The organism is uncultured Roseobacter sp., assembly GCF_947492555.1.
Taxonomy (GTDB): Bacteria; Pseudomonadota; Alphaproteobacteria; order Rhodobacterales; family Rhodobacteraceae; genus Roseobacter.
In genome coordinates, this window is the sequence record NZ_CANLNE010000002.1 from 815,431 (window position 1) to 840,787 (window position 25,357).

The 25,357-nt window shown below is 62.6% G+C and carries 25 protein-coding genes, 1 tRNA gene and 1 riboswitch; of the genes, 15 read left to right on the forward strand and 11 right to left on the reverse strand.

The features are described 5' to 3' along the window. Nucleotides 1-4: 4 nt before the first annotated feature. The 6 genes from Q1A07_RS10980 to Q1A07_RS11005 form a co-directional block, all read right to left on the reverse strand. Nucleotides 5-1,027 (reverse strand): biotin-dependent carboxyltransferase family protein, encoded by a 1,023-nt coding sequence (locus tag Q1A07_RS10980; protein WP_299780627.1) that lies wholly within the window; start codon nucleotides 1,025-1,027, stop codon nucleotides 5-7. Then, a complete protein-coding gene (locus Q1A07_RS10985; protein ID WP_299780629.1) occupies nucleotides 1,024-1,755 on the reverse strand; it encodes a carboxyltransferase domain-containing protein in 732 nt (243 codons plus the stop codon). Before Q1A07_RS10985 ends, Q1A07_RS10980 begins: the two co-directional genes overlap by 4 nt. Nucleotide 1,756: 1 nt before the next feature. Beyond that, nucleotides 1,757-2,683: a hypothetical protein gene (locus Q1A07_RS10990; RefSeq protein ID WP_299780631.1), complete on the reverse strand. Its 927-nt coding sequence runs from the start codon at nucleotides 2,681-2,683 to the stop codon at nucleotides 1,757-1,759. Continuing rightward, entirely contained in the window at nucleotides 2,684-3,991 is a 1,308-nt protein-coding gene (locus tag Q1A07_RS10995; protein WP_299780633.1) for a TRAP transporter large permease subunit, read from the reverse strand. Nucleotides 3,992-3,995: 4 nt separating this feature from the next. Continuing rightward, entirely contained in the window at nucleotides 3,996-4,520 is a 525-nt protein-coding gene (locus Q1A07_RS11000) for a TRAP transporter small permease (protein WP_299780635.1), read from the reverse strand. Between the two features lie 69 nt (nucleotides 4,521-4,589). Beyond that, on the reverse strand, nucleotides 4,590-5,570 hold the full coding sequence (locus tag Q1A07_RS11005) for a TRAP transporter substrate-binding protein (RefSeq protein ID WP_299780637.1): 981 nt from the start codon (nucleotides 5,568-5,570) through the stop codon (nucleotides 4,590-4,592). A 204-nt stretch (nucleotides 5,571-5,774) separates the two neighbouring features. Here Q1A07_RS11005 and Q1A07_RS11010 point away from each other — a divergent pair, with 204 nt between their 5' ends. Further along, nucleotides 5,775-6,290, forward strand: coding sequence for a winged helix DNA-binding protein (locus Q1A07_RS11010; RefSeq protein WP_299780639.1), 516 nt, complete (start codon nucleotides 5,775-5,777; stop codon nucleotides 6,288-6,290). Here Q1A07_RS11010 and Q1A07_RS11015 read toward each other — a convergent pair. Beyond that, complete coding sequence (locus Q1A07_RS11015; protein ID WP_299780641.1) at nucleotides 6,284-7,498, reverse strand: crosslink repair DNA glycosylase YcaQ family protein; 1,215 nt, start codon at nucleotides 7,496-7,498, stop codon at nucleotides 6,284-6,286. The genes Q1A07_RS11010 and Q1A07_RS11015 overlap by 7 nt on opposite strands. Then, nucleotides 7,495-8,538, reverse strand: a complete 1,044-nt coding sequence (locus Q1A07_RS11020) for a LacI family DNA-binding transcriptional regulator (protein WP_299780643.1) — start codon at nucleotides 8,536-8,538, stop codon at nucleotides 7,495-7,497. Before Q1A07_RS11020 ends, Q1A07_RS11015 begins: the two co-directional genes overlap by 4 nt. Before the next feature lie 121 nt (nucleotides 8,539-8,659). Between Q1A07_RS11020 and Q1A07_RS11025 the strand changes: the two genes are divergently transcribed. Then, nucleotides 8,660-8,736: transfer RNA gene (locus Q1A07_RS11025), tRNA-Arg, on the forward strand. Between the two features lie 109 nt (nucleotides 8,737-8,845). On the opposite strand, the gene Q1A07_RS11030 is transcribed toward Q1A07_RS11025, so the two are convergent. Both Q1A07_RS11030 and Q1A07_RS11035 read right to left on the reverse strand, forming a co-directional pair. After that, nucleotides 8,846-10,555, reverse strand: a complete 1,710-nt coding sequence (locus Q1A07_RS11030; RefSeq protein WP_299780645.1) for a flotillin domain-containing protein — start codon at nucleotides 10,553-10,555, stop codon at nucleotides 8,846-8,848. A gap of 45 nt (nucleotides 10,556-10,600) precedes the next feature. Beyond that, entirely contained in the window at nucleotides 10,601-11,272 is a 672-nt protein-coding gene (locus tag Q1A07_RS11035) for a YqiJ family protein (protein WP_195819555.1), read from the reverse strand. Between the two features lie 153 nt (nucleotides 11,273-11,425). Here Q1A07_RS11035 and Q1A07_RS11040 point away from each other — a divergent pair, with 153 nt between their 5' ends. From Q1A07_RS11040 to cobJ, 8 genes are all read left to right on the forward strand, one after another. After that, nucleotides 11,426-11,887: a helix-turn-helix transcriptional regulator gene (locus Q1A07_RS11040; RefSeq protein ID WP_299780648.1), complete on the forward strand. Its 462-nt coding sequence runs from the start codon at nucleotides 11,426-11,428 to the stop codon at nucleotides 11,885-11,887. Between the two features lie 70 nt (nucleotides 11,888-11,957). Then, nucleotides 11,958-12,166, forward strand: a riboswitch (cobalamin riboswitch). 94 nt (nucleotides 12,167-12,260) lie between these two features. Continuing rightward, complete coding sequence (locus tag Q1A07_RS11045) at nucleotides 12,261-12,659, forward strand: DUF1636 domain-containing protein (RefSeq protein WP_299780650.1); 399 nt, start codon at nucleotides 12,261-12,263, stop codon at nucleotides 12,657-12,659. After that, a complete protein-coding gene (cobW, locus tag Q1A07_RS11050) occupies nucleotides 12,652-13,710 on the forward strand; it encodes a cobalamin biosynthesis protein CobW (protein ID WP_299780652.1) in 1,059 nt (352 codons plus the stop codon). Before Q1A07_RS11045 ends, cobW begins: the two co-directional genes overlap by 8 nt. A gap of 6 nt (nucleotides 13,711-13,716) precedes the next feature. After that, nucleotides 13,717-17,010 (forward strand): cobaltochelatase subunit CobN, encoded by a 3,294-nt coding sequence (cobN, locus tag Q1A07_RS11055; RefSeq protein WP_299780654.1) that lies wholly within the window; start codon nucleotides 13,717-13,719, stop codon nucleotides 17,008-17,010. Continuing rightward, the gene (gene cobG, locus Q1A07_RS11060) at nucleotides 17,007-18,140 is read left to right on the forward strand and encodes a precorrin-3B synthase (protein WP_299780656.1); all 1,134 of its coding nucleotides are present in this window, start codon (nucleotides 17,007-17,009) and stop codon (nucleotides 18,138-18,140) included. Before cobN ends, cobG begins: the two co-directional genes overlap by 4 nt. Continuing rightward, nucleotides 18,140-18,769 carry a precorrin-8X methylmutase gene (locus Q1A07_RS11065; protein WP_299780658.1) on the forward strand — a complete coding sequence of 210 codons (630 nt, stop codon included), beginning with the start codon at nucleotides 18,140-18,142 and terminating at the stop codon, nucleotides 18,767-18,769. Before cobG ends, Q1A07_RS11065 begins: the two co-directional genes overlap by 1 nt. Further along, the gene (gene cobI / locus Q1A07_RS11070) at nucleotides 18,766-19,494 is read left to right on the forward strand and encodes a precorrin-2 C(20)-methyltransferase (RefSeq protein WP_299780660.1); all 729 of its coding nucleotides are present in this window, start codon (nucleotides 18,766-18,768) and stop codon (nucleotides 19,492-19,494) included. The genes Q1A07_RS11065 and cobI overlap by 4 nt, the downstream gene beginning before the upstream one ends. Further along, nucleotides 19,491-20,243, forward strand: a complete 753-nt coding sequence (gene cobJ, locus Q1A07_RS11075; protein ID WP_299780662.1) for a precorrin-3B C(17)-methyltransferase — start codon at nucleotides 19,491-19,493, stop codon at nucleotides 20,241-20,243. Before cobI ends, cobJ begins: the two co-directional genes overlap by 4 nt. Here the strand turns inward: cobJ and Q1A07_RS11080 are convergent. Beyond that, nucleotides 20,216-20,971, reverse strand: a complete 756-nt coding sequence (locus tag Q1A07_RS11080) for a cobalt-precorrin-6A reductase (RefSeq protein ID WP_299780664.1) — start codon at nucleotides 20,969-20,971, stop codon at nucleotides 20,216-20,218. The genes cobJ and Q1A07_RS11080 overlap by 28 nt on opposite strands. On the opposite strand from Q1A07_RS11080, the gene cbiE reads away from it, so the two are divergent. From cbiE to cobA, 5 genes are read left to right on the forward strand one after another with little or no spacing between them, the layout of a single operon-like run. Continuing rightward, nucleotides 20,970-22,169: a precorrin-6y C5,15-methyltransferase (decarboxylating) subunit CbiE gene (gene cbiE / locus Q1A07_RS11085; protein WP_299780666.1), complete on the forward strand. Its 1,200-nt coding sequence runs from the start codon at nucleotides 20,970-20,972 to the stop codon at nucleotides 22,167-22,169. The genes Q1A07_RS11080 and cbiE overlap by 2 nt on opposite strands. Beyond that, entirely contained in the window at nucleotides 22,166-22,534 is a 369-nt protein-coding gene (locus Q1A07_RS11090; protein ID WP_299780668.1) for a cobalamin biosynthesis protein, read from the forward strand. The genes cbiE and Q1A07_RS11090 overlap by 4 nt, the downstream gene beginning before the upstream one ends. Further along, nucleotides 22,531-23,325 (forward strand): precorrin-4 C(11)-methyltransferase, encoded by a 795-nt coding sequence (cobM, locus tag Q1A07_RS11095; protein WP_299780670.1) that lies wholly within the window; start codon nucleotides 22,531-22,533, stop codon nucleotides 23,323-23,325. The genes Q1A07_RS11090 and cobM overlap by 4 nt, the downstream gene beginning before the upstream one ends. Then, nucleotides 23,318-24,637 (forward strand): cobyrinate a,c-diamide synthase, encoded by a 1,320-nt coding sequence (locus Q1A07_RS11100; RefSeq protein ID WP_299780672.1) that lies wholly within the window; start codon nucleotides 23,318-23,320, stop codon nucleotides 24,635-24,637. Before cobM ends, Q1A07_RS11100 begins: the two co-directional genes overlap by 8 nt. Beyond that, a complete protein-coding gene (gene cobA / locus Q1A07_RS11105) occupies nucleotides 24,634-25,353 on the forward strand; it encodes a uroporphyrinogen-III C-methyltransferase (protein ID WP_299780673.1) in 720 nt (239 codons plus the stop codon). The genes Q1A07_RS11100 and cobA overlap by 4 nt, the downstream gene beginning before the upstream one ends. The last annotated feature ends 4 nt before the right edge of the window (nucleotides 25,354-25,357 follow it).

Below are 25,357 nucleotides of genomic sequence, written 5' to 3' on the forward strand. Positions count from 1 at the left end.
TCCTTCAGGGGGCAAATGGGTCGGCGGTGGCCGACACGGCGCCGCTGACCAGTTGGTAGCTAAGCAAGTCTGCGATGTCATGCGGATCGCGGACAAGCGGTTCAACGCGTGATGGCAGGGCCTTGACCTCGGCCTGTACACGTTTTTCGATCTCGATGGCTTCTTCCAGCGTGACGGTCTCGAAACGAAGCGGGGCACCCGCCGGCGCCTGCGCCACAAGAGGCAGGTCCGCCGGGATCACCGTGCCGATCCGGGGGTACCCGCCGGTGGTCTGGCTTTCGCACATCAGCACATAGGGCGCGCCGTCGCCTGCGATCTGGATGTCGCCGGTGGTGATAACTTCGGAAACGATGCTGAGCCCGCCCTCGGCGTGAAACCCCTCCGCATCCGTTTCCAGCCGGACCCCCTGACGGTTGGCGCGGGGGTCGCGCCGAAACTCCGTGCGGGTGAAACGCGCCCGGGTGTCCGACGAGAAAAACGTGGACTGGAAGGAGTCCACAATGCGCACGGTACCACCGCTGAGTCGGTTTTGCGGGGTCAGGAAAACGCCCGGCGACGTTTGCGGGTCGGGCGCAATGGGCAGCGCGTCGCCTTCCTTCAGCAGAGCGCCAATCCCAGCCGCCAGATGGGCGGCGCGTGCGCCCATCTCAATCGGTGTCTCGAAACCACCCGCGATATGGAGATACCCATAGGTGCCGGATTGCGCGCCGCCAATGACCAGCTTCGCACCGGCGGGGAGGGTGTGGCTTGCGTTCCAGATCAGGGGCGCGCCGTCCAGCGTGGCCGTCATCCGCGCACCGGTGAGGGCGATCACCGTATCGGTGGTGGCCTCGAAACTGCCGCCCATGCCCATCATCTCAATGGCCGCACAGTTTGGGCTTTGACGCAGCAGCGCCGCACCTTCGTACAGGGCGAGCACGTCGGCAGCGCCGCTGCGGGTCAGCCCGTGGGCGAGATACCCCGTCCGCCCCATATCTTGCAGGCTCAGCGCCGGACCCGCCGACAGGGTGCGCAGCGCGGCCCTCATGAAATCGCCTCACGCTCAGCAGCGCCATAGCTGTGTTTGGCAACCAGTTTGTCAAACGCACTGCGGTCAATGGCCGGGAAAATCAACTCATCCCCGGGGACGAGGGCAAAGGGGTCTTCTGCCAGCTGGTTGAAGTTGCGAAACGCGGTTTGCCCCACATGCCGCCAGCCGGTGGGCGTGGGAGCTGTGAAGATGATCAGCTGCCGGATGGCAGTCACAAGCGCACCGGATGGGACGCTCTTGGTCAGCCCCTGCTGGCGCGGGATGTTCCAGACTTCGGGCAATTCGCCCAGGTAAGGCTGACCGGGCGCGAACCCGATGGTAAGGACACGGACACGCGTGGTTGAGAGCTGCGCAATGGCCTCGTCCGGATCAAGACCTGCAACACCTGCGGCCTCCTCCAACTGCGGGGCCAGATCCGTTCCATAGACCGTTGGGACGTGCCAGAGAGTGCGGCCCTTGGGCAGAGGTGCCGCGTACCAGTCCTGCCGGGCCAGCAAGGCCCGTAGCCGCTCTTCGATCTCATCGGCTGAGACGTCGACCAGATCGACAGCGACAAAGACTGACACCAGCGACATCATGGTCTCGGTCACTTCCGGCCAGACCTCGGCTTCCAGCACCGCGCGAAAGGCGAGGGCGGCGCGGTTGGCCGGTTCGCTCATGGCATCGCCAAAGCTGACCAGCAGACCGGAGAGGCCGACACGTCGGATGCAGGGTGGCTGCGTCATCTCAGCCCGCCAGTCTGTAAAGCCGCGGCAACAGGATCGGCGTCAGGTACATGGGCAGCTGCCAGCAGGCGACAAAGATCATCACCGGCGCCATGACCTCTGTTGGCAGGGAGACAAGGAAAAGGGCGATGTTGCGGTTGCCTGCCGCCAGTGCGAGAGGGCCGCTCACAGGGGCCAAGGCGGAGCGGCGCAACAGCAAGAGCGTCATGGCCTGCAAACCGAAAGACAGTGCAAACGCCGCCACCGCCCAGAGCAGCGCGGTTACCGGGTCGCTGCGCAGCATCGGCCCGAGGGCAGCCATCAACCCCACGACGATGATCGCGAAAAAGAGGATCGACGCGCCATCCATCGCCTTGATCTGTCGCGCGTTCGGCGTTCGCAGTGTCCAGTGGCGCAGCGCAAAGCCCAAGGCGGCGGCCCCAAGGATGATCACCAGAGCGCGTAGCGCGATGCCTGCGAGGAACCCGATATCCACGGCTACCGGTATCGCCATCAGAACCGGAACGATGGTAAGGGGGAAGATCGCAGTACCGAGGATCAGGAACTGCATCATCCGGGCCGGGTCCTGCCGCAGGATAATCGCCAAAGAGGCCCCGCCCGAAATCGTTGGCGCGGCGCAGGCCAGCACAAGCGCAAGGGTCAGTGGCGTGCCCGCAAGTCCGGCGCCCTTGAGCACCGCGACCAGCGCAAGCGGCAGTGCCAGCTGCAGGATCAGCACCGCAGGCAGGCTCCACCGCAGGTCGCTGAGCGCGCCAAAGGCAGCACGGTGACCAATCCGAAAGGCGGTGACCACCAGCAGGATTGCCACCATTTCCGGCAGCCATGGCGCCATCGCGGCGGCCAGGCCGGGCAGTCCGACACCGGCCAGAAGACCAAGAATCAGCAGGCTGCGGGAGTAGGAGGCACATAAGCCAAAGGCACCTGTCATCTAGGGGGTGTTTCTGATGTTTTCCGGCAGCCATGTGGCGATTCCCGGGAACCAGATCAGGACGAAGACCATCAGCACCATGATCGCGAACATCGGCAGCGCGGCCTTGGTGATGTAGCCCATCTCGTGCTGCGTCATGCCCTGCAGAACGAAGAGGTTGAACCCGATGGGTGGGGTGATCTGCGCCATTTCGACCACCACGACGACGAAGATGCCGAACCAGATCAGATCAATGCCTGCCTCGCGCACCATCGGCTCGACAATCGCCATGGTCAGGACCACCGCCGAGATGCCATCGAGGAACATGCCGAGGATGATGTAGAAGACCAAGAGCGCCATCAACAGCTCGAACCGTCCCAGCTCCATTGCGGCGATGTTATCGGCCAGCGCGCGGGGCAGGCCGGTGAACCCCATCGACAGCTTCAGAAAGGCTGCCCCCGCAAGGATCAGCGCGATCATCGCCGAGGTGCGCATCGCCCCCATCAGGCTCTCGCGAAAGGAGGTTGGTGTCAGCGAGCCTTGCGCCGCCGCGAGTGTCAGCGCGCCGATCACGCCAATGGCCGCCGCTTCTGTGGCCGTAGCATAGCCGCCGTACATCGAGCCGATGACAACGAAGATCAGGGCCAGCACAGGCACCAGAAACCGCGAGTTACGCAGCTTTTCCGCAAAGCTCATGCCGGTTTCCATCGTCGGGTTCCACGAGGGCGAGGTCTTGGACACCACGGCAACATAGGCCATGAACATCGCCGCCAGCATCAGGCCAGGGAAGACGCCCGCAAAGAAGAGCTTGGTGATGCTCTCGTTCACCGTCACGCCATAGACGATCAGCGCAATCGACGGCGGGATCATCAGCCCCAACGTGGCTGCACCGGCCAGCGTGCCGATCACCATCTTTTCGGGATAGTTGCGGGCCCGCAGCTCGGGGATGGCCATCTTGCCCACGGTCGTGAGCGTCGCTGCCGAAGAACCTGAAACAGCAGCGAAGATCGTGCAAGAGACGATGTTGGTGTGCACCAGCCCGCCCGGCATCCGCGCCAGCCAGGGGGAGAGCCCCTTGAACATGTCCTCTGATAGTCGCGTGCGATAGAGGATCTCACCCATCCAGATGAAGAGCGGCAGGGCGGTGAGTGTCCAGCTTGAGGAGGAGGCCCAGATCGTCGTGATCATGGTGTCGCCGACAGGGCGCGTGGTGAAAAGCTCCATGCCCACCCAGGCTACGCCCATCAGCGCCAGGCCCACCCAGACGCCGGTGCCCAAAAGCAGGAAAAGGACGACGAGAAAGAGGACGATCGCATAAAGTTCGGTCATGATGTCATTCCCCGTGGCTCTGGTCGACGCTATCGCGCACGATGCGGTGGTCGCCTTTGACGATCACATGGATGAGATTGTCGGTGAGGGCGATGGCCATCAGCCCACCGCCGATCACCATGACGGACTGGGGAATCCAAAGGGCCGTCGCGTCCTGCCCCTGGCTGACCTCGTTGAACTTCCAGGACCAATAGACAAACCAATAGGCGTAGTAGGTGAAATACCAGGCCACCGCGGCGGCGATGGCGAAGCACCAGATTTCCAACACCCGTTTGGGGCCCGGCGCTACTGCATTGAGTAGGATCGATACGCGGATATGCGCCCCGCGATTGAGCGCATTGGCAAAGGCGAGAAAGCTTGCCGCGGCCATCGCGTAACCTGCGTAATCCGGCGCGCCGGGGAAAATCTCGCCGGTCCAGCGGGCCACCATCTGCGCCACGATCAGCACCAGGATCGCGATCAGACACAGGGCCGCCGCCACGCCGGAGGCAAGGTATAGAAAATCAAGCGTCTTGCGGATCGCAGTCACGAGCGCACCCCTGTTCTCATGGAAGGTAGAAGGGGGGCGGCCTCGGAATCGTGAGGCCGCCCGGTGCGATTACTGCATCGCCTTGAAGTCGTCGACGAGCGCCTTGCCATCATCGCCCGCGGCCTCGAGCCATTCGGCGGTCATTGTCGCACCGATCTCACGCAGCTCGCCCATCAACGCATCGCCCGCCGGCTGCACCGTCATGCCACCCGCGGCCAGACCGTCCATGGTGAACTGGGTGTAGTCCTTGGAGGCCTGCAGCCCGCGCGCTTCGGCCTCGTTGGCACAGGCCATGATCGCGGCCTTGTTGGCGTCGGACACATCGGCCCAGACGTCCTGGTTGACCATCACGTAGTTGCGCGGCAGCCAGGCGTCGACCTCGTAGAAGTGTGTCAGGCTCTCCCAGACTTTGCGGTCATAGCCCGTGGCGCCTGAGGAGACCATGGATTCGGCCACGCCGGTGGCAAAGGCCTGACTGATCTCGGCGGCTTCAACCGTGACCGGCAGCATGCCCGTCAGTTCAGCCAGCCGGCTGGTCGTGTTGTTGTAGGACCGGAACTTGACGCCGGACATATCAGCCACGCTGTTGACTTCCTTCTTGAAGTACAGGCCCTGCGGCGGCCATGGCACGGCATAGAGCAGCTCCAGGTTTTGCTCATCCAGCAACGCTTCGATTTTCGGCTTGGCGGCATCGTAGAGCTTTACACTGTCGTCAAAGGACGGCGCGAGGAAGGGAATGCTGTCGAAGCCGAAAACAGCGCTTTCGTTCTGGTGCCCGGAGAGCAGGCGCTCGCCGATCTGCACCTGACCGGTCTGGATTGCGCGCTTGATGTCGGCCCCGGCAAAGAGCGAGCCGCCGGCATGCACCTCGATGGTGATCTCGCCATTGGTGCCGGCGCCTACGCATTCCGCGAAGGTCACGCCGTTCTCGGAGTGGAAGTTCGAGGCGGAATAGGCCATCGGCATGTCCCATTTCTCTGCCGCGAAGGCCGTTCCCGTCGTCAGCGCGACAGTGGCCGCCCCGGCCATCAGGTTTTGTGTCAGTCTCATGTGTCTCTCCGTATTGGACTTCAAATTATTGTTCAGCGCAGAGGTTTGTCCCCCGTCGTCTGCAGATCATCCTTTGAGCAACTGGCGCGGTTCAATACACCACGGACCCTGCAAAGGCTGATTCCCTAGCATCAATACTGCCTAACTTTTACAACACGTCAACAAAATGTTGACAAAATGTCGATATCGGGCAATCTGGTACCCATGTCTGATGGATTTCTTGGCCCCGTTGTGTCCTCCGCCCATCTTGCAAGCGGCTCGTTTGCAGAGATATCGGAGCTGGAGTTTGGTCTGACCCTTGCCAACAACGCGTTCCAGCGCTGGATGGTCCGTGCGATTGCCATGGCGGGGTACCCGGAGCTTGGCGCGCTCGACGTGCTGGTGCTGCACTCCGTGTACCACCGCGAACGGCCGAAGAAACTTGCCGATATCTGTCTTGTGCTGAACATCGAAGATACCCACACGGTCAACTATGCGATCAAGAAACTGATCAAGGCGGGCCTCGTGAAAGACGGACGCCAGGGCAAGGAAAAGACTGTCGCCGCGACGGAAAAAGGCGCCGAAACCTGTGTGCGGTATCGCGAAATCCGCGAAGGTCTGCTGCTGCGGGCAGTGGGCGAGCTCGGGCTTGAGCCCGAGCAGGTCAGCCGTGCGGCCTCGCTTCTGCGTCTGATGTCGGGGCAGTATGATCAGGCGGCCCGGGCTGCCACAACTTACTGAGCTGCCCTTAGCCAACCATCCTCGAACTGGACCTTGCTGACATTGGCAAGCCGGATCAATCGGTTCAACTCCCCTTCGAATGCAGCGACCCGCCCCTTGCCCCACCGCACTTTTGGTTCCGGCCAGAGTGCGCGGACCCGCAGGACATCGTGGTCCCGAAAGGCTTTCATGTCCACCCGACCGACCAGCCTGTCCCCTTCCAGAATGGGGAAGACATAGTAGCCATATTTGCGCTTGGCCTCCGGCACGAAAATCTCGATCCGGTAGTCAAAACCTAAGAGGCGCTCGGCCCGTTTGCGATCGCGCAGGGCCGGATCAAACGGGCTGAGAACGCGCAAGCGCTGCGTGGGCTCGGTATCCAACGCGGGGTCGCCCATGACGTCGGGCCTTGCGTACGAGCTGCGCCTTGTGCCATCGGCACTGGTGATCTCAATCGGCTGAAGCGCCCCTTGAGCAAGTGCCTCGGCGCACCAGTCCTTGGCTTCCGCAAGGGTGATGTGGTCCCAGAAAGCGGCGATTTCCGCGGGCGTTGCAAAACCCAGCCGGTCCAGCGCCCCCGCGCAGCACCAATCGATAGTCGCGGCATGTTCCTCCTCTTCAAGAGGATGGCAGAGGCCCTCGTCGATCACCCGCTCGGTCAGGTCATAGCGCTTGCGAAACCCATCGCGCCCGACCACGCAAAGCGCACCGCTGCGCCACAGATATTCCAACGCCGTTTTCGACGGATGCCAGTCCCACCAGCCGCCTGAGCCGCGTTTCTCCCCGGCCCCGACATCCGAGGAGCACAGAGGACCCTGATCCCGGATCTGATCCAGCACCGTTTGAAACTGCGCTTCGAACCCGTCACGTCGCCAGTCCCGCCATTGCTTCCGCAGTTTTTCCGCATCCCTTTCCCGGCGCAGCTGCCACCAGCGGTAATAGCCCATGGGGATCACCGCAGCATCATGCGTCCAGTGCTCAAACAGGGCGCGATCCTGTTCATAGAGCCGCTTGAGCGCCTTGGGGCGATAACGCGGTCGCCGCGCAAAGAGGATAAGGTCATGCGCGCGGGCGACGGTGTTGATGCTGTCGAGCTGCACGAAACCAAGGCGTTCTATGAGCGACAAAAGCGCTGCGCCGTGCGCCTCGCCCTGTGGCGCTTCACTCAGCCCGTGGCGCTCCAGAAACAGCCGCCGCGCAGCTTTGTTGCTGAGGACGGCGGTGTTCATCCGCGCTGGTTGCGGCGAAGCGTATCCCCGTAGGTGATCGTGGGGGTCAGGGTGATACGCTCAGGCTCACCGGGGTCCGCGTCTTCGGGTTGCGCACTGCGATCAAGAATGATCTTGGCCGCGGCGGCGCCGATTTCCGACCGGCAGGCATCCATCGTGGCCAGCTTGCGCGGCAGCCCCTGCAACAGTTCCACACCGTTGAACCCGGCGAGACCGATCTGTCCCGGCACATCGATCCCCTGATCCAGCAGGTACAGCAGACCGCCCGCGCCGATCATGTCGTTGGAATAATATAGGAAATCCAGATCAGGCGCACGTTCCAGCATGGATTGCGTCATCTCGCGCCCCTTTGCGAGCGCCGAGCCGCCGGAATAGAAATCCCGCGCCTCAATCTCGATACCGGCTTTGGTCAGCCCTTCGGTCAGCCCCTCGAACCGTTTGCGCGCACGGTGGTCGAGCGGCATTTTCGTGCCCATGAACCCGATCCGCGTGTAGCCTGCCTTGAGGATCGCCGCCGCCATCATCCGGCCCGCGCGGCGGTGCGAAATACCCACCATGGCGTCCACAGGATTGCCATCGGTGTCCATGATCTCGACAACTGGTATCCCGGCATTCTGCAGCATCGCACGCGTTGCGTCTGAATGCTCAAGCCCGGCAATGATGACACCGGAGGGTCGCCAGGACAGCATTTCGTAGAGGACCTGTTCTTCCTTTTCAGGCATGTAATCCGTCACGCCGACCACCGGTTGCAGCGGCGTGTCTTCGAAGGTCTGGTTGATCCCGGTCAGTACCTCGGGAAAGACCATGTTCGACAGGGACGGGATAATCACGGCGACGAGGTTGACCCGCTGTGAGGCCAACGACCCGGCAATCTGATTGGGCACATATCCAAGGGACTTTGCTGCCTGCAGCACACGTTCGCGGGTCGCGGCGGATACATCACCCCTGTTGCGCAAAACCCGGCTGACGGTCATCTCCGATACGCCGCAGGCCTCTGATACATCGCGGAGGGTCAACGGGCGCTGCTTGGGTCTTGTCACTCTGAATTCCCTATGTTGTTGCACCTTCGTAGCGCAGGTGAACCCTCCCTATCAAGCACGGTTCGTCAAGGTCTGAATATCGATGACAAGCGCCGGAAGTTGTTCTAGACCCGAACCTGTCGGCCCCGTGGCTCAACTGGATAGAGCAGCCCCCTCCTAAGGGGCAGGTTGCAGGTTCGAATCCTGCCGGGGTCGCCATTAACCACTACATCCGTTCTGGTCTCTAGCGCACCAGTCGGGACCCTTCAAAAGCAAAAGGCCCGCACAAAGTGCGAGCCCAGGGGATGCGTAAATCTGACGATATGGGTTACTGGACCGCCGGTGTTTCCTCAGTCTGCGCTGGCTCTGAGATCATCTCTTGGATTTCCGGCGTCTCTGCTGGCTCATCCGTTGGCAGGCTTGCCGTCGGTGCTGTAATCGTGCCATTGGCGACATTGGCAATACCATTTTCAAGGCTGATGCCGAGCTCTTTGCCGAGAGCCTGCATCGCCGGCATTTGCAGGGCCATGCCAAGCACGGAGTCCAGCGCCTGGTTGACCGGTGTACCGCCTGCTTCACTCTGTGTGCCTGCGCCGCCACCCATTCCAGTGACCTGATGGATTTTGATCGAGTCGATCTTCTCGGCGGGTTTAACCATCTCGGCAATGATCGCAGGCATCGCCTCCAGCTGTGCAAGGCGCACTTTCATTGCAATGATCTCAGCGCTCAGCTCATTTTCAGAGTTCGCGATGGCAGTCTGGCCTTCCGCCGTCGCCAGCAGATCGGCGCGCTTGGCCTCGGCGCGAACCTTCACGGAATCCGCGTCGGCCTGCGCCTCCTCCAACAGTGCAGCAGCCCTGTCACTGGCGGCTTCTTTCTCCGCCGCGGCGGCAAGACGAATAGCGGTTGCCTGACGCTCCGCTTCCTTCTGCGCCTCGATAATCGCGATGCTTTTCAGACGTTCCGCCTCGGCGACGGCGCGGGCGGTCTCGATGGCCTCGGACGATTTCTTGGCCTCGGCACGCGCTTTGTCAGCTGACGCACGGGCCTGGCTTTCTTCTTCGGATTTGCGTGCCACGATGATCTGACGTTCCTGATCGGCAACTTCCAATTCACGCTCCTTGGCGATTTCTGCTTCGCGGATGGTCCGCTCCCGCTCAATCTCCGCGGCACGCACGGCGCGCTCCCGCTCGATCCGGGCCTGCTCCTTGGCCTGGTCGGAGGCTTCCTGATTGCGCGCAATCTCCGCCTCCTGCTTGGCCTGCAAGGTCTGGATTTCACGGATCTGATCGATTGAGGCTTCTTTCTGCTCCCGATCGATGTTGTATTTGATCTTCTCGGCTTCCATCTCGGACCGCGCCACGGAGACATCTGCTTCGGCGGTGATTTCAGCGCGCTTCTTGCGCGAGGTCGCAATCACCTCCGCCAGTTTTTGCATGCCAACCGCGTTGAAGGCGTTGTTCTCATCCAGCGAGTCGAACGGTGTTTGGTCGAGCGCGGTCAGCGAAACCGCTTCCAGCTCCAGACCATTCTTCAGCAAGTCTTCGGAAATCGCATTCTGCACTTCCTGTACAAAGCTGGCACGGTTTTCATGCAACTCATCCATGGTCATCTGCGCAGCAACTGCCCGCAGACCATCCACCAGCTTGCCTTCGATCATCTCACGCAGCTGATCCACATGGAACGTCCTGTCGCCCAGCGTCTGGGCCGCACGCGAAATCCCATCTTCGGTCGCGTTGACGGAAACGTAGAATTCCACGCCCACATCCACCCGCATCCGGTCCTTGGTGATCAGCGACTGCTCGTTCACACGCGCCACTTCGAGGCGCAGGGTCTTCATATTGACCTTGGAGATTTCGTGCAGGAAGGGCACCACGATTGTGCCACCATCCATGATGACCTTGCGCCCGCCAGAGCCGGTTTTCACGAGGCTGGTTTCGCGGGTCGCCCGTTTGTAGAGCCGCGCCATGATCAGGGCGACGAACAGGAGAAGCCCGATAATCGTTGCGGCAATCGTGAGAATAGGTGTGAACGTCATAGTAAACTCCTCAAGTTGTGAGAACGGGGTAATTCCAAGATGGCGTCAGATGACAAAGAACTGATCGCCGCGTTTGCGAATGAGCGTGATGTCGCTGCCCTGGGGAAAGACATCACCGTCATAAAGCGGTTCGACCCTCAGGTAGTGGGTATTGCCGAACCGATCCTTGATCTTTGCCTCCGCGGGTTTTCCACGTGTGGCGGTGCCTTGTGAGATGACGCCGCGATGCCCGCCCAGAAACCGTTTGCGCATGGCGCTTGTCTCGGTCTTTGGCATCAGGGCGGCGACCCAACCGGTCAGAAACCGTGTGAGCGCCGCGGCAGGTATCAGGGCAATCCCTGACGCGATCAGCGCGGGCAGCGGAGCGCCAAAAATACTGCCAATTGCCGACTGCAGGATCAGGCCGGAGAGGCCGAACATGGTCAGAAAGCACACCAGCCAGATCAGAAAGGGCACATCGCGGATGCCCAGCCAGCCCAGCAGGCCGGAAGGACTGCTGACATCTGTGTCACTCAGACCCGGCGTTTCCGCCTCCAGATCAGAGGACAAATCGAAATCCGCGTCCATGTCTGCATCCAGATCGGGCGCCTCACCGCCGAAACCCAGAACCGTGCTGCCCAACAGAAGGCTCAGAATTTCCAGCAGGAACAACCCGAACACGACGGCAAGGGCGCTTGCGAATGGCAAAGACTGCGCGGCAAGAAACAGATCAATCATAAAAGTCCTTTCAATAAATACATAGGAGTTGGATCACATGATTGTTAGTTATATATATGCATTTTTCTAAAAAAAGTGATCATATCTTGTATCTAGCGATCTTCACCCTATATTTTATCAAACATTCAGCGAAACCTTGGCCAAGGACGTGACATGCCGGACTTCATGCGACGACGCAGGTGGGCGCGGTTTCTTGACCGTAGTGCCGATCTTGTCGCTGATTTGTCTCCGCCGGAAAAGGGATGGATTTCGACAATGCGTCAGGCATTGTTCATGTCTGCCGAGGATGTGGCCGCGCGCAAGGGTGTCAGCCGAAATGCGATTTACCAGGCGGAACGGAGCGAAAAAGAAGGTTCCATCTCGCTCAAGCAGATGGACCGGCTTGCCCGGTCGATGGGGGGTAAATTCGTTTACGCGATTGTGCCCGACAAGCCGATTGAGGCGTTGAAGTACGAGCAGGCATTGCGGAACGCCCGAAGATTGTCAGCGCGGGAAAAGGGCTTTGACGGTTGGTCTGCTGAGGAACAGCAGGATTGGATCGAGGATTGTGCCGCACAACTGTTGCAGGACATGCCCGTCGATTTCTGGCATGCTCCGGCGCAGGAAACACAATAGGCCGGGCAATGTGACCTTCTGATCCTGCCAGCGCACCACCAGTTGCGCTTGACATCACCCCACATTCCGAAGCAACTGCTTTCCTGTTGGTGCTTGCTCAGGCAAGTGAAAAGGGAATGTGCAGCCGGACCTCTTTTTGGCAAAGCACAGCCGCCCCCGCGACCGTGAACGGAAAGGTCCGCCAAAGCCACTGGAGCCATGCTCCGGGAAGGCAGGCAGACCGCAGGCAGACGCCAAAATCCGTGAGCCGGGAGACCTGCCAGCAACGCGTGAAGAAACCGGACGGGGTGTTCCGGTGTCGGGAAAAGTCCTGAGGCAATCAGGCCCATCTCGTCATCTGACCCACGTCCCATGACATATGGGACATAACCTCATGACGACCAACGCCACGGCGCCTGACGGTCAGACCACAGAATTGCTGGTCTGTGTCAAATGCAGGCGCGGCCTCGACATTCCGGAGGATGAACGCCGCCCGGGACAACGGCTTTACGACACTCTGGCGCAACGCGACATGCCACCGGGGATTCGCATCAAACCGGTCGAATGCCTGCAAAACTGCGACTATGGCTGCACCATTGCCCTGCGGGGCGGGGACCGGTGGACATATATCTACGGAAACATCGACGAAGTGTCGCATCCGGACATCCTTATCGATGGGGCCGCCCGCTACAACGCCACGCAGGATGGGTTGATCCCGTGGCGCGAACGCCCCGAACATTTTAAACGCAACTGTATCGCGCGCATCCCGCCGCTGGAGAACGAACATGACTGATCTTGCAAAACTCCCCGTGACCGTCATCACCGGCTTTTTAGGCTCGGGCAAAACCACGCTGGTGCGCGAACTGATGCAGAACCCGGGCGGCAAACGCCTCGCCGTGGTTGTGAATGAATTCGGCGATGTGGGTGTGGATGGCGACATCCTAAAAAGCTGCGCCATTCCCGACTGTCCGGCCGAGAACATTATGGAGCTCGCCAACGGGTGCATCTGCTGCACCGTGGCCGATGATTTCATTCCGACCATCGAGGCGCTGATGGCGCTGGAGCCGCGCCCCGATCACATCCTGATCGAAACGTCGGGTCTGGCGTTGCCGAAACCTCTGCTCAAGGCGTTCGACTGGCCGGATATTCGCTCAAAAATCACCGTGGACGGCGTGATTGTGCTGGCCGATGCCGAGGCCGTGGCCGCAGGCCGATTTGCCCCGGATGTGGCCGCAGTGGATGCGCAGCGCGAAGCCGATGAGAGCATCGACCACGAAACCCCGCTGTCGGAAGTTTTCGAGGATCAGATTTCCTGCGCCGACATCATCCTGCTGACCAAGCCTGACCTTGCGGGCCCTGAAGGCGTGGCCAAGGCAAAGGCGATCATCGCTGCCGAAGCCCCCCGCCCGTTGCCTGTGGTCGAAGTGGCCGAAGGTGTGGTTGATCCCCGTGTAATCCTCGGGCTTGAGGCCGCCGCCGAAGACGACATGGCGGCACGCCCCTCCCATCACGATGGTCATGATGATCACGAGCATGATGACTTCGAAAGCATTGTTGTCGATATCCCCGAACAGGCGGATCCTGCCGATCTCGTCCGCGCGGTAGAAGCCTTGGCCAATGATCACAATATCCTGCGGGTCAAAGGCTACGCCGCCGTCACCGGCAAGCCCATGCGCCTGCTGGTGCAGGCTGTCGGCGCCCGCGTGCGGCATCAGTATGACCGCCCCTGGCAACCGGATGAAGCGCGCCAGGGCCGTCTGGTCGTGATCGCAGAGCATGACGACATCAATACGGACACCATCACATCGGTTCTGGGCGTCAAGGCTGTCGAGGCGGCTGAGTAACCTGCCATGCACGTCGTCTTCCGCGAAAGCCACGGGTTAGAAGAGACCGAGACACCAATGGATCTGGGGCAAAGCCCCGCCGATCTGGTGGTGCTCTCCTTTTCTGACAGCGATCTCGGCGCTTTCGCGGCGGCCTGGCGACGCGGGGGCGGGCCCGAGGGCAAGCTGCCCACGCTGCGGCTGGCCAATCTGGTGGCGCTCAAACACCCGCTCTCGGTCGACACCTATGTGCAGCAAACCCTGCATGGCGCAAAGGGCATCCTGATCCGTCTCATCGGCGGCGTGCCCTATTGGTCTTACGGGCTGCAACAGGTCCGCGCGCTGGCCGAGCGCAACGGCATCGCGCTGGCGGTCCTGCCCGCGGATGGCCGCGTGGACACACGGCTCGACGATTACGGCACGCTGCCGGTGTCCACCCTGCGCAGGCTGGGGCATCTCTGCGACACGGGCGGCGTGGTGGCGGCACAGGCGGCACTTGCCCAATTGTCTCTGGCGGCAGGTCTTTACGCGGGGCCGGTCAAGGGGGCGAAGGTTTTGCCATCCCTCGGGGCGTGGACCCCGGAGCATGGCGTCACCTGCCCGGTCGTCGCGCAGACGCCCGGATGCAAACCACGTATTCTGGTGGCGTTTTACCGGTCGTATCTGGTCTCTGCCGACCTTGCACCGATCACACAGCTTTTTGCGGCCTTCCGGGCGCGTGGGTATGAGGTGACGGGGCTGTTCGTGCCCTCACTGAAGGCTCCTGAAGCCGCTGGATGGTTGCGCAGGCAAGTGACGTTTCTGAAACCGGCGGCGATCGTCAACGCGACCGCCTTCAGTGGCAAAGGCGAAGATGGCACATCGCCGCTGGATGCGGGCGAAGTGCCGGTGTTTCAGGTCGCTCTGGCCACATCGACCCGCGATGCCTGGGCCGAAGCAGAGCGGGGCTTGTCACCTGCCGATCTGGCCATGCATGTGGTGTTGCCAGAGGTAGATGGGCGGATCATGGGCGGTGTGGCGTCGTTCAAGGAACCCGGTGTCCGCGACGCTGATCTGGAATATTCCCGGTTCGCCCATGCGCCGGATGACGGTCGGATCGACGCAATTGCGGACCGGGTGCACGGTTGGCTCACGCTGGCAAGCACCCCTGTTGCCGAACGCCGCGTGGCCTTGGTGCTCTCGACCTATCCGGGCAAGGATTGGAACATGGGCCATGCGGTGGGCCTTGACGCACCGGAATCGGCGCGCGCCATCCTGCGCGACCTTGCCACGGAAGGCTATGATGTCTCCCCGGTTGTGGATGATCTGTCGCAAAAGCTGCTCGGGCAAAGCGAAACCTGGCCCGTCACGAACTACGAGGCTGCACTTGGGCGACTGCCGCAAAAACTGCGGCGTGACCTGACCGAGGCCTGGGGGTCACCTGCAGATGATCCGGATGTGCACGATGGGGCATTCCATTTCTCTGTTCTGCGTGAAGGGTCGGCCGTTCTGGCGCTGCAGCCCGAGCGGGGCAATCACACACAGCGCGATGACGACTACCACGACCTCTCGCGCACGCCGCGCCATGCCTATGTGGCGTTTTACCTGTGGCTCCAATCTCATGTGGATGCGCTTGTGCACATCGGCGCGCATGGCACGCTGGAATGGCTGCCCGGCAAATCGGTGGCCCTGTCCGAGACCTGTTGGCCAGAGGCGCTGACCGGGGCGCTGCCGGTGATCTACCCCTTCATCGTGAACGATCCGGGCGAAGCGGCACAGGCCAAACGGCGGATCGGGGCGGTGACGCTCGGCCACGTACCGCCGCCCCTGCGCGCAAGCGGTACGCCGGACCGGCTGGTGCGCCTGGAAGCGCTGCTGGATGAGTTCTCGAACGCAGACGGGCTGGACCCTCGGCGCCGGGATCGATTGCAGGAAGATATCCGCGCCGAAGCGCAGGCACTGGGCGTAGAGGAAGACCTCGGGCTCGACCGTGCCGGGTGTGACGCCGAGGCGATCACGCGGATTGACCGCTTTGTTTGTGACATCAAGGAAAGCCAGTTTGGCGAGGGGCTGCACATCTGGGGACGTCCGGTCAAATCGGAGACTACCTTCGAGACGGCATCGTCAACCGCGGCAGAGCGGCAATCCCTGCTTGATGCGCTGGATGGCCGACGCATTGCCGCCGGGCCGTCCGGCTCCCCCTATCGTGGGCGGACCGATGTGCTGCCCACCGGGCGCAACCTCTACACGACAGACCCGCGCGCCGTCCCGACCAGAGCCGCCTATGCGCAGGGCGTAAAGCTGGCCGAGGAACTGGTGCGCCGCCACTTGCAGGACGCGGGGGATTGGCCGCGCGGGTTGATCGTGGACCTTTGGGGGTCGGCGACAATGCGCACGGCGGGCGAAGACTTTGCCATGGCGCTGCATCTGCTGGGCACGCGGCCCATATGGGATGCGGGTTCCGAACGCGTGTCGGGCATCGAGGTCCTGCCCATCACCGACCTTGACCGCCCGCGGATTGATGTGACGTTGCGAGTCTCCGGGCTGTTCCGCGATGTCTTCCCGACCTTGTCGGCGCTCTTTGGTCAGGCCGTTCGAGCGCTGGCCGCACGGGACGAAGCGGCGGATTGGAACCCTTATGTCGGGCGCAGTGATCTGGCGCGGGTCTATGGCCCGGCCCCGGGGCGTTTTGGCGTTGGTATGGCGGATGCGGCGGAAACCTACACGGTCGAGGGTCGCCGGAAAGCCGGTGAAGCGTGGCTCAACGCCAGCGCTTGGAGCCTGGACGGTGACAAGGTCGCGCGGCACGAAGACGGTATTCGGGCGCGCGTGGCCGAGGCGGATACCTTTGTGCATGCGCAGGACCTGCCCGAAACGGATCTGCTGCTGGCGGCTGACTACGCCGCGCATGAGGCCGGATTTGCGGCGGCACAGGCGATCACGGGCGGGCAGGCGGCGCTCTATCATCTCGACAATACCGACCCCGGCCGCCCCCGCGCGCGGGCCTTGCCCGAGGAAATCGCCCGTGTGGTTCAGGCGCGGGCCGCCAATCCGGATTGGGTCGCGGGTATGCGCGCACATGGCTTTCGCGGCGCGGCAGAGATTGCGGCGACGTTGGATCACATGGCCGCCTTTGCCCATCTGGCGGGGGCCGTCCCGCCGCATCTCTTTGATCTCTACCACGATGCGACGCTGGGCCATGCGGAGACGGATCAGTTTTTGCAGGACGCCAACCCGGCCGCGCATGCGGCCATGCTGGCGCGGTTTGCCGAGTTGCACGCCGCCGGTCTGTGGCAGACCCGGCGCAATTCCATCCTCGCCCAGCTGGACGCGGCGCAATGAGCGTACAGCCCAGCGTGAAAGGGTGGTGCCCCGGGGCGTTCAAACCCATGATGTCCGGCGACGGGCTGATCGTGCGGGTGCGCCCGTTTCATGCCCGTCTTGATCGCAGGCAAGTGCTGGGCCTGTGCGACCTGGCACAGACCTACGGCAACGGGTTTCTGGACCTGACCAACCGCGCCAATCTGCAGATCAGAGGTGTATCAGAAAACGGGTTCGAGCCGTTGCTGTCGGCTTTGAACGATCTGGAGCTGCTGGACGCGGAACCACAATTGGAGGCACGGCGCAACATTCTGGTCTCTCCCTTTTGGAAGGCCGGTGATGACACACACCGGATCGTCACTGATCTGCTTGACGCGCTGACTGCCTTGCCGGACCTGCCTGCGAAATTCGGATTTGCCATCGATACTGGGCCATCGCCGCTTTTGCAGAATGCCTCGGCAGACATCCGGGTGGAGCGGAGTGCCGAGGGGTTGGTCGTGCGGGCTGATGGCGCTGCGCGTGGTCATGCAGTGCCCCTGGACGCGATGGTCGACAAAATCGTAGAGCTTGCCGCGTGGTTCGCCGCAAAGCGTCAGCCGCAAGAACGGCGTATGCGGAACCTGTTGACGCGCGTTTCATTGCCACAGAGATGGAGAACCGCGGCGCCCATGGTACCTCAAACGCAGCCCACGCCGGGGCCGCACCCGCTTGGAATGATCCTGGGCGCCGCCTTTGGCCAATTGGATGCCGGGGCCTTGGCGCGTGTTGTCGATACGTCTGGTACGCGCGCCCTGCGGATCACACCGTGGAGGATGTTTGTGCTGGAGGGGGTCTCAGCGATCACCGACGCGCATTTTGTTTCGGCTCCGGATGACCCGTTGCTGCACGCGGATGCCTGCCCCGGTGCGCCTTTCTGTGACAGCGCCAGCGTCGAGACGCGAGACCTTGCACGGACACTGGCGCAGGAGATATCGGGCACGCTGCATGTGTCGGGATGTGCCAAAGGGTGCGCCCGCAGCCAGCCTGCGGATGGGACCTTTGTCGGGCGTGGGGGACGATTTGACCTTGTCCGGCAGGGATGCGCATGGGATGCCCCCGAGAAATCCGGGCTGGCGCCCAATGACCTATTGGCGGAAGTGAAGAGCCATTGATGACCTATACCTATGAGACCGACGGGGCCGCGATCTACAAGCAGTCCTTTGCGACGATCCGCTCAGAGGCGCAGCTGGAGCGGTTTACTGCGGACGAAGAGCCGATTGCCGTGCGTATGATCCATGCCGCCGGACTGGTTGGTCTGGAGGAGCATGTCCGGTTTTCCACCGAATTCGCCCAAGCCGCGCGCAGTGCTTTGGAGGCGGGCGCCCCGATCCTCTGTGACGCGCGCATGGTCAGCGAAGGAGTCACGCGCCCCCGGCTGCCTGCAGGAAACAAGGTGATCTGCACTTTGCACGATGACGGCGTTCGGGAATTGGCTGCAGAAATGCAAAACACGCGCTCAGCTGCGGCGCTTGAGCTGTGGCGACCCCATCTGGCCGGCGCGCTGGTCGCTATTGGCAATGCGCCTACCGCCCTTTTCCATCTGCTCAATATGTTGCAGGAGCCAGACTGTCCGCGCCCCGCCGCGATCATCGGCTGCCCGGTTGGTTTTGTCGGCGCTGTCGAGAGCAAGGATGCGCTCTGGGCGGATCAGCCGGTGCCTTGTTGCATCGTGCAAGGGCGACTGGGTGGTAGTGCGATCACCGTTGCCGCTGTGAATGCCATCGCGAGCCGCGCGGAATGAGCGTTGGTACGATCTACGGCGTTGGTCTGGGTCCCGGTGACCCGGATCTGATGAGCGTGCGGGCGGACAGGCTGCTGCGGACCGGGCGGCATGTGGCGTTTTTCCGCAAGGCGGGCCGGGCCGGGCAGGCCCGGCGCATCGTCAACGGCATGTTGCATGCGGAGGCCGTGGAATTCCCGATGGAATACCCGGTGACCACGGAAATCCCCGTGACCGATCCGGGCTACAATGCGGCCCTGTCTGCGTTCTACACCGAATGCACCGATCACCTGCGCGAGCTGGCCGAAGCGGGCGAGGATGTCGTGGTACTGTGCGAAGGTGATCCCTTCTTTTTCGGGTCCTTCATGCATCTTTATACCCGGTTGAAAGATGTGGTGCCGGTCGAGGTCGTGCCCGCGATCACAGGCATGTCGGCAGCCTGGACGGCCACCGGCCAACCCGTCACTTGGGGAGATGATATCCTGACCGTGCTGATGGGGACCTTGCCAGAGGACATGCTGGCTGACGCGATGCAGCGCAGCGATGCCGTTGTTGTCATGAAGATCGGCAGACACTTTGAAAAGGTGAAATCGGCGCTGAAACAGGCAGGCAAGTTCGATACGGCCTGGCTGGTGGAATACGCCAGCATGCCCAACCAGACGGTGCAGCGATTGGCTGACGCAGGTGCCAAGATAACGCCCTATTTCTCGATCATCGTGGTGCACGGGCAGGGGCGCAGGCCATGAGCGGCTGGCTGATCATCGCCGGGTTGGGGCCGGGTGACCCGGACCTTGTCACCCCGGAGGTGAGCCTTGCGCTGGCCGAGGCGACGGATGTGGTGGGCTATATTCCCTATGTGGCGCGGGTGCCCGAACGCGAAGGCCTGCGCCTGCATCCGAGCGACAATCGTGTGGAAATCGACCGATCCAATCACGCGCTGGAAATGGCTGCGGCAGGGCGGCGCGTTGTGGTGGTGTCGTCCGGTGATCCGGGCGTTTTTGCCATGGCGGCGGCGGTTTTCGAGGCCGTCGAGGCCGGGCCGAAAGATTGGCGCACTCTGGACATACGGGTTGCCCCCGGGATCACGGCGATGCTGGCCGCTGCGGCGCGGGTGGGCGCGCCTCTGGGTCATGATTTTTGTGCGATTAACCTCAGCGACAATCTCAAACCCTGGGCGCTGATCGAAAAACGTCTGCGACTGGCGGCAGAAGCCGATTTTGCCATGGCGTTCTATAACCCACGGTCGAAATCGCGCCCCGAAGGCTTTGAAAAAACGCTGTCGATCCTCAAGGATGTCTGCCGCGATGACCGCCCCATCGTCTTTGCGCGGGCCGTCTCCACACAGGAGGAAAGCATCCGTATCGTACCCTTGTCGCAGGCCACGCCCGATATGGCGGATATGCGCACGATGGTGATTGTCGGCTCCTCGACCACCCGCGTGATCGAACGGGATGGCGCGCCAATTGTCTATACGCCGAGGTCGGTGGAGGCATGACCCACCCAGTCCAATACGGCATGGGTATCATGCACTTCATGCCGGGGGGGCAAATCCGGGCGGGCAATCATGATGACCGGCAGCCCCAGTGCGCGCGCGGCGCGGATTTTGGCATAAGCCCCTGTCCCGCCGGAGTTTTTCGACACAACCAGCGAAATTGCGTGCTGGCCCATCAGTGCGAGGTCACCGTTAAAGCTGAACGGGCCACGGTCGACCTCGACATGATGGTCGGGCAGGGCAGGCGGTGTTTCGGGCGGATCGACGAGACGCAGCAGGTAGAAATGCTGTGGTCGCGGGGCGAAAGCGGGCAGGTTCATACGCCCGATGGCCAGCATGACGCGCGCGGCGGGCCGGTCCAGCGCGGCGACGGCACCGTCGATATCCGCAACATGGGTCCAATTGTCCCCCGGTTCCGGCGTCCAAGGGGCGCGGGTCAGCGCGGTGAGCGGCACGCCGGTTTCTGCACAGGCGGCAATCGCATTCCGGCTCATCTGCGCGGCAAAGGGGTGCGTGGCGTCAACCACATGGGTGATACCGGCGGCGCGCAGATAGTCCACCAGCCCCGCAACACCGCCGAACCCGCCAACCCGCTGCGGCAGCGGTTGTCGAACCGGCCGCGCCACGCGACCGGCAAAGGAGATCGTGCCCCGCACACCTGCATCGCTCAGGGCGCGACAGAGCGCGGTGGCTTCGGTCGTGCCGCCAAGAACAAGCAGGTTTGGCTCCATGTCTGAGACCCCGTGGTTGACCATCATCGGATTGGGCGAAGATGGCCTCAAAGGCCTCGGTCCCGCAAGTCGAACCGCCCTTGAGGGTGCGGAAATCGTCATGGCCCCCCCACGGCATCTGGCGCTGGTGGGTGATTTGCCCTGCGAGACGCGACGCTGGCCGGTTCCCTTTGCCGACGGCATCGACATCCTGTTGGGCCTGCGGGGCAAACGCGTGGTTGTGCTGGCATCGGGTGATCCTTTCTGGTTCGGCGCAGGGGCCACGCTGGCGCGCCATCTGGATCCGGAAGAGTGGTGCTCCGTCCCCGGTCCCTCCAGCTTTTCCCTTGCGGCCAATCGCATGGGCTGGTCGCTGGAGCGGACGGTTTGCCTCGGCTTGCATGCGGCTCCCTTGACGCGCTTGCGGCCTCATTTGGCACCCGATGTGAAAATCATCGCGCTGCTCCGCGACGGTGATGCCGTTGGGGCGTTGGGGGCCTATTTGAGCGATGCTGGGTTTGGGGCCTCTGCTTTGAGCGTGCTTGAAGCCTTGGGCGGGCCGCGCGAGCGGGTGACGCATCTACGCGCTGATGCGATGACGGCGGAGAGCTTTCAGCATCCCCTTTGCGTCGCCGTTGAGGTTGCCGGGGGTGGGCGTGCCTTGCCGCTGACCAGCGGTCGTCCGGACGAGTGGTTTGAAACGGACGGGCAGATCACCAAGCAACCGGTGCGCGCGATGACGCTCTCCGCGCTGGCCCCAAGGCCCTTTGACCATCTGTGGGACATCGGCGGAGGTTCCGGGTCCATCGGGATCGAATGGTTGCTGACGCATCCGACACTTGAGGCCACGAGCTTCGAGCCTAACCCGGACCGTGCCGCCCGGATCAGTGCAAATGCCGCGCGGCTTGGGGTCGACCGTCTGAAGGTCGTCACCGGTGCAGCACCAGATGCGTTGGTTGGGCAGAAAGAGCCGCAGGTGGTTTTCATCGGCGGGGGGCTGACCGCTGAGCTGCTGAAGTGGCTGGAGAGCAGTCTTGCCAAGGGGACGCGGTTGGTGGCGAATGCCGTAACACTCGAAACCGAGGCACTTGTTGTTGACGCCCACCGCCGCCTGGGCGGCACGCTGATCCGGCTTGAGGTGGCGCGCGCCGAGCCGCTGGGGCCGAAACGCGGGTGGAAAACCAGCTACCCGATTGTTCAATGGAGCGTGTCCCTATGATTGCCGCTGGCTTCGGCTTTCGCAAAACGGCCTCCGTCGGCAGTTTGCAGGACGCGCTTGATCGTGCCTGCGAGGCCGTGCAGCCGGATGTGCTGGCAACACCGGAAGATAAGGCAACCGCAGAGACATTTCGTCTCTTCGCGGAAAAGATCGGAATACCAGTGAAGGCCGTGCCCGCCGACATCCTGCAGCAGCAATCCACCACAACCCAGTCTGAGGCCTCGCAAAAGGTCCATGGCACCGGATCGGTCGCCGAGGCCGCAGCCCTTGCCGCAGCTGGCCCGGACGCCCGCCTCTTGACCCTCAGACATATTTCAGCAGACAAGCTTGCGACCTGTGCGCTTGCCATCAGAGAGACATCATGACCGTCCATTTCATCGGCGCCGGACCGGGCGCCCCCGATCTTCTGACCCTGCGCGGACGTGATCTTATTGCGTCCTGTCCTGTGTGCCTCTACGCAGGCTCCCTCGTGCCGGAGGCGATCCTTGCGCATTGTCCACCGGAGGCAGAGATCGTGAACACCGCCTCGATGTCGCTGGATGACATCATGGCCGCGATCCAATCCGCACATGCGGCGGGCAAGGACATTGCGCGGCTGCATTCAGGTGACCTGTCCGTCTGGTCCGCGATGGGCGAACAAATACGCCGCCTGCGCGCGGCCGGTATCCCGGTGTCGGTCACGCCCGGCGTGCCTTCCTTCTCGGCCGCCGCCGCCGCCTTGGGGGCGGAGCTGACCCTGCCCGGGCTGGCGCAATCGGTGGTGCTGACCCGCACGCCGGGCCGGGCCTCTTCGATGCCGGAAGGCGAAACCCTGACGAATTTCGCCGCGACCGGTGCAACCCTGGCCATCCATCTGTCCATTCAGAACCTTGATACGGTTATCGATGATCTGACGCCCGCCTATGGTGCCGACTGCCCGGTGGCGGTGGTTTATCGTGCCAGTTGGCCGGATGAGCAGATTATTCGGGGTACGCTCTCGGACATTGCCACGCGACTGGATGCCGGGATTGCGCGCACGGCGCTGATCCTCGTTGGACCGGCTTTGGCAGCGGAGGGGTTTGACGAAAGCTGCCTCTATTCAACGGATTACGACAGGCGCTACCGCCCGCAAAGCGCGGAAAGCCCCTGGGCAAGCTGGAGCCATGGCGATGACTGATATGCCGGGCATCATGATCTCTGCGCCGTCATCGGGGACAGGGAAAACAACGGTGATGCTGGGGCTGCTGCGCGCGCTGGCAGAAGACGGGCTGCGGGTGCAACCCTTCAAATCCGGGCCGGACTACATCGACCCGGCCTTTCACCATGCGGCCAGTGGACGCGCGTCCTTCAACCTAGACAGCTGGGCGATGGGGCCGGATTTGCTGGCTGCAATATCCGCCGAGGCGACGGGTGCCGATATCTGTGTCGCCGAAGGGTCTATGGGCCTCTATGATGGTGTGGCCACCCGGGGGCAGAGCGGATTTGGCAGCAGCGCTGAGACGGCGCAGCGCATGGGCTGGCCCGTGGTTCTGGTCGTGGATGTCAGCGGGCAGGCGCAATCGGCGGCGGCAACGGCGCTCGGATTTCAGGCCTACAACCCGGATGTCCCCTTTGCCGGGGTGATCCTGAACCGCTGCGCCTCGCCGCGCCATGAACGCCTTGCGCGTCTGGGCATGGAAAACGCCGGGTTGAACGTGTTGGGCGTCCTGCCACGCCGGGGGGACCTGACCTTGCCGGAACGCCATTTGGGGCTGATCCAGGCAGTTGAACATCCCGATCTGGAGGCCGCCATTGCAGGCTATGCGCAGTTTCTGCGCGACCATGTCGACATCGCGGCCATTCGTGCAGCGGCCAAGGGCCAGATCACACCCCTCGACAGCGCCAAGCTGCCAACACCACCGGCTCAGCGTATCGCCCTGGCGCGGGATGCGGCGTTTTCCTTTACCTATCCGCATGTGCTCAAGGGCTGGCGCGAGGCGGGGGCGGAAATCCTGCCCTTTTCCCCGCTGGCGGATCAGGCCCCGGATGCAAGCGCCGATTTGGTCTGGCTGCCGGGGGGCTATCCGGAACTGCATGGTGGCGTGCTGGCCTCAGCCACCACATTTCAAACCGGCTTGCGGAAACACGCAGAGACGCGGCCCGTGCATGGGGAGTGCGGGGGCTACATGGCCCTTGGAGAAGCGTTGATCGACAAGGAAGGCACCCGGCACCAGATGGCAGGGCTGCTGGGTCTTGTCACCAGCTACGAGAAACGCAAGTTCCATCTGGGTTATCGGCGGGCGGTGCTGACGGCCCCGCTGCCGGGGTATGGGCCGGGTGTTGCTTTGCGGGGGCATGAATTCCACTATTCTACCATTCTCGAACAACCCGATGCGGCGCTGGCCGACGTCGCAGATGCTGACGGCAACTCCGTGCCCGAGACCGGATCGCACCGTGATCACGTTTCCGGCACGTTTTTCCACTTCATCACCGCAGAGGAAAACGCGTGACCGGTTTCGTCAGCTTTGTGGGGTCCGGTCCCGGCGATCCCGAGCTTTTGACGCTGAAGGCTGTAGACCGGTTGAAACGCGCCGATGCCGTACTGTTTGACGATCTCTCCTCGGGGCCGATCCTCAGCCATGCGCGATCGGGCGCAGATCTGGTCGGCGTCGGTAAAAGGGCAGGCCGCCCATCCCCCAAACAGCATCATGTCAGCCGTTTGCTCGTGGAATATGCCCAGATGGATCAGCGCGTGGTGCGCCTGAAATCGGGCGACAGCGGGCTTTTTGGCCGTTTGGAAGAAGAACTGGTGGCGTTGCGCGAGGCCGGCATCCCTTACGAGATTATTCCGGGTATCCCCTCCGCCTGCGCTGCGGCGGCCGCGGCGGGTATACCGCTGACGCGCCGTCTGACCGCACGGCGCGTGCAATTCGTGACTGGGCATGATGTCAGCGGGCAGCTGCCGCAGGATCTGGACCTGCAGGCGCTCGCGGACCCGACTGCGTCTACAGTTGTCTTCATGGGCAAGCGGACCTTTCCCAAGCTGCTCGACGCGCTGACCGAAAGAGGCCTGCCACCCGAGACACCGGCGATTCTCGCCGAAAGCGTCAGCAGTCCGGAGCAGAGCATCCAGCGTACAACGGTGGCGGCACTGGCCGAGCAATTGGCGCAGGAAATCGGTGATAAACCCGCTTTGATCCTCTTCGGGCCGTTTGCCGAGGGCTGAAAGT

Excerpts from the sequence above, each read along its gene's own strand:
- Q1A07_RS10985 (WP_299780629.1), bottom strand. The coding sequence starts at position 1,755 with ATGACGCAGCCACCCTGCATCCGACGTGTCGGCCTCTCCGGTCTGCTG.
- Q1A07_RS10995 (WP_299780633.1), bottom strand. The coding sequence starts at position 3,991 with ATGACCGAACTTTATGCGATCGTCCTCTTTCTCGTCGTCCTTTTCCTG.
- Q1A07_RS11045 (WP_299780650.1), top strand. The coding sequence starts at position 12,261 with ATGACGACCAACGCCACGGCGCCTGACGGTCAGACCACAGAATTGCTG.
- Q1A07_RS11080 (WP_299780664.1), bottom strand. The coding sequence starts at position 20,971 with ATGGAGCCAAACCTGCTTGTTCTTGGCGGCACGACCGAAGCCACCGCG.
- Q1A07_RS11090 (WP_299780668.1), top strand. The coding sequence starts at position 22,166 with ATGATTGCCGCTGGCTTCGGCTTTCGCAAAACGGCCTCCGTCGGCAGT.
- cobN (WP_299780654.1), top strand. The coding sequence starts at position 13,717 with ATGCACGTCGTCTTCCGCGAAAGCCACGGGTTAGAAGAGACCGAGACA.
- cbiE (WP_299780666.1), top strand. The coding sequence starts at position 20,970 with ATGTCTGAGACCCCGTGGTTGACCATCATCGGATTGGGCGAAGATGGC.
- Q1A07_RS11035 (WP_195819555.1), bottom strand. The coding sequence starts at position 11,272 with ATGATTGATCTGTTTCTTGCCGCGCAGTCTTTGCCATTCGCAAGCGCC.
- cobM (WP_299780670.1), top strand. The coding sequence starts at position 22,531 with ATGACCGTCCATTTCATCGGCGCCGGACCGGGCGCCCCCGATCTTCTG.
- Q1A07_RS11065 (WP_299780658.1), top strand. The coding sequence starts at position 18,140 with ATGACCTATACCTATGAGACCGACGGGGCCGCGATCTACAAGCAGTCC.
- cobI (WP_299780660.1), top strand. The coding sequence starts at position 18,766 with ATGAGCGTTGGTACGATCTACGGCGTTGGTCTGGGTCCCGGTGACCCG.
- Q1A07_RS11040 (WP_299780648.1), top strand. The coding sequence starts at position 11,426 with ATGCCGGACTTCATGCGACGACGCAGGTGGGCGCGGTTTCTTGACCGT.
- cobW (WP_299780652.1), top strand. The coding sequence starts at position 12,652 with ATGACTGATCTTGCAAAACTCCCCGTGACCGTCATCACCGGCTTTTTA.
- cobJ (WP_299780662.1), top strand. The coding sequence starts at position 19,491 with ATGAGCGGCTGGCTGATCATCGCCGGGTTGGGGCCGGGTGACCCGGAC.
- Q1A07_RS10980 (WP_299780627.1), bottom strand. The coding sequence starts at position 1,027 with ATGAGGGCCGCGCTGCGCACCCTGTCGGCGGGTCCGGCGCTGAGCCTG.
- cobG (WP_299780656.1), top strand. The coding sequence starts at position 17,007 with ATGAGCGTACAGCCCAGCGTGAAAGGGTGGTGCCCCGGGGCGTTCAAA.
- Q1A07_RS11100 (WP_299780672.1), top strand. The coding sequence starts at position 23,318 with ATGACTGATATGCCGGGCATCATGATCTCTGCGCCGTCATCGGGGACA.
- Q1A07_RS11015 (WP_299780641.1), bottom strand. The coding sequence starts at position 7,498 with ATGAACACCGCCGTCCTCAGCAACAAAGCTGCGCGGCGGCTGTTTCTG.
- Q1A07_RS11005 (WP_299780637.1), bottom strand. The coding sequence starts at position 5,570 with ATGAGACTGACACAAAACCTGATGGCCGGGGCGGCCACTGTCGCGCTG.
- Q1A07_RS10990 (WP_299780631.1), bottom strand. The coding sequence starts at position 2,683 with ATGACAGGTGCCTTTGGCTTATGTGCCTCCTACTCCCGCAGCCTGCTG.
- Q1A07_RS11010 (WP_299780639.1), top strand. The coding sequence starts at position 5,775 with ATGTCTGATGGATTTCTTGGCCCCGTTGTGTCCTCCGCCCATCTTGCA.
- Q1A07_RS11030 (WP_299780645.1), bottom strand. The coding sequence starts at position 10,555 with ATGACGTTCACACCTATTCTCACGATTGCCGCAACGATTATCGGGCTT.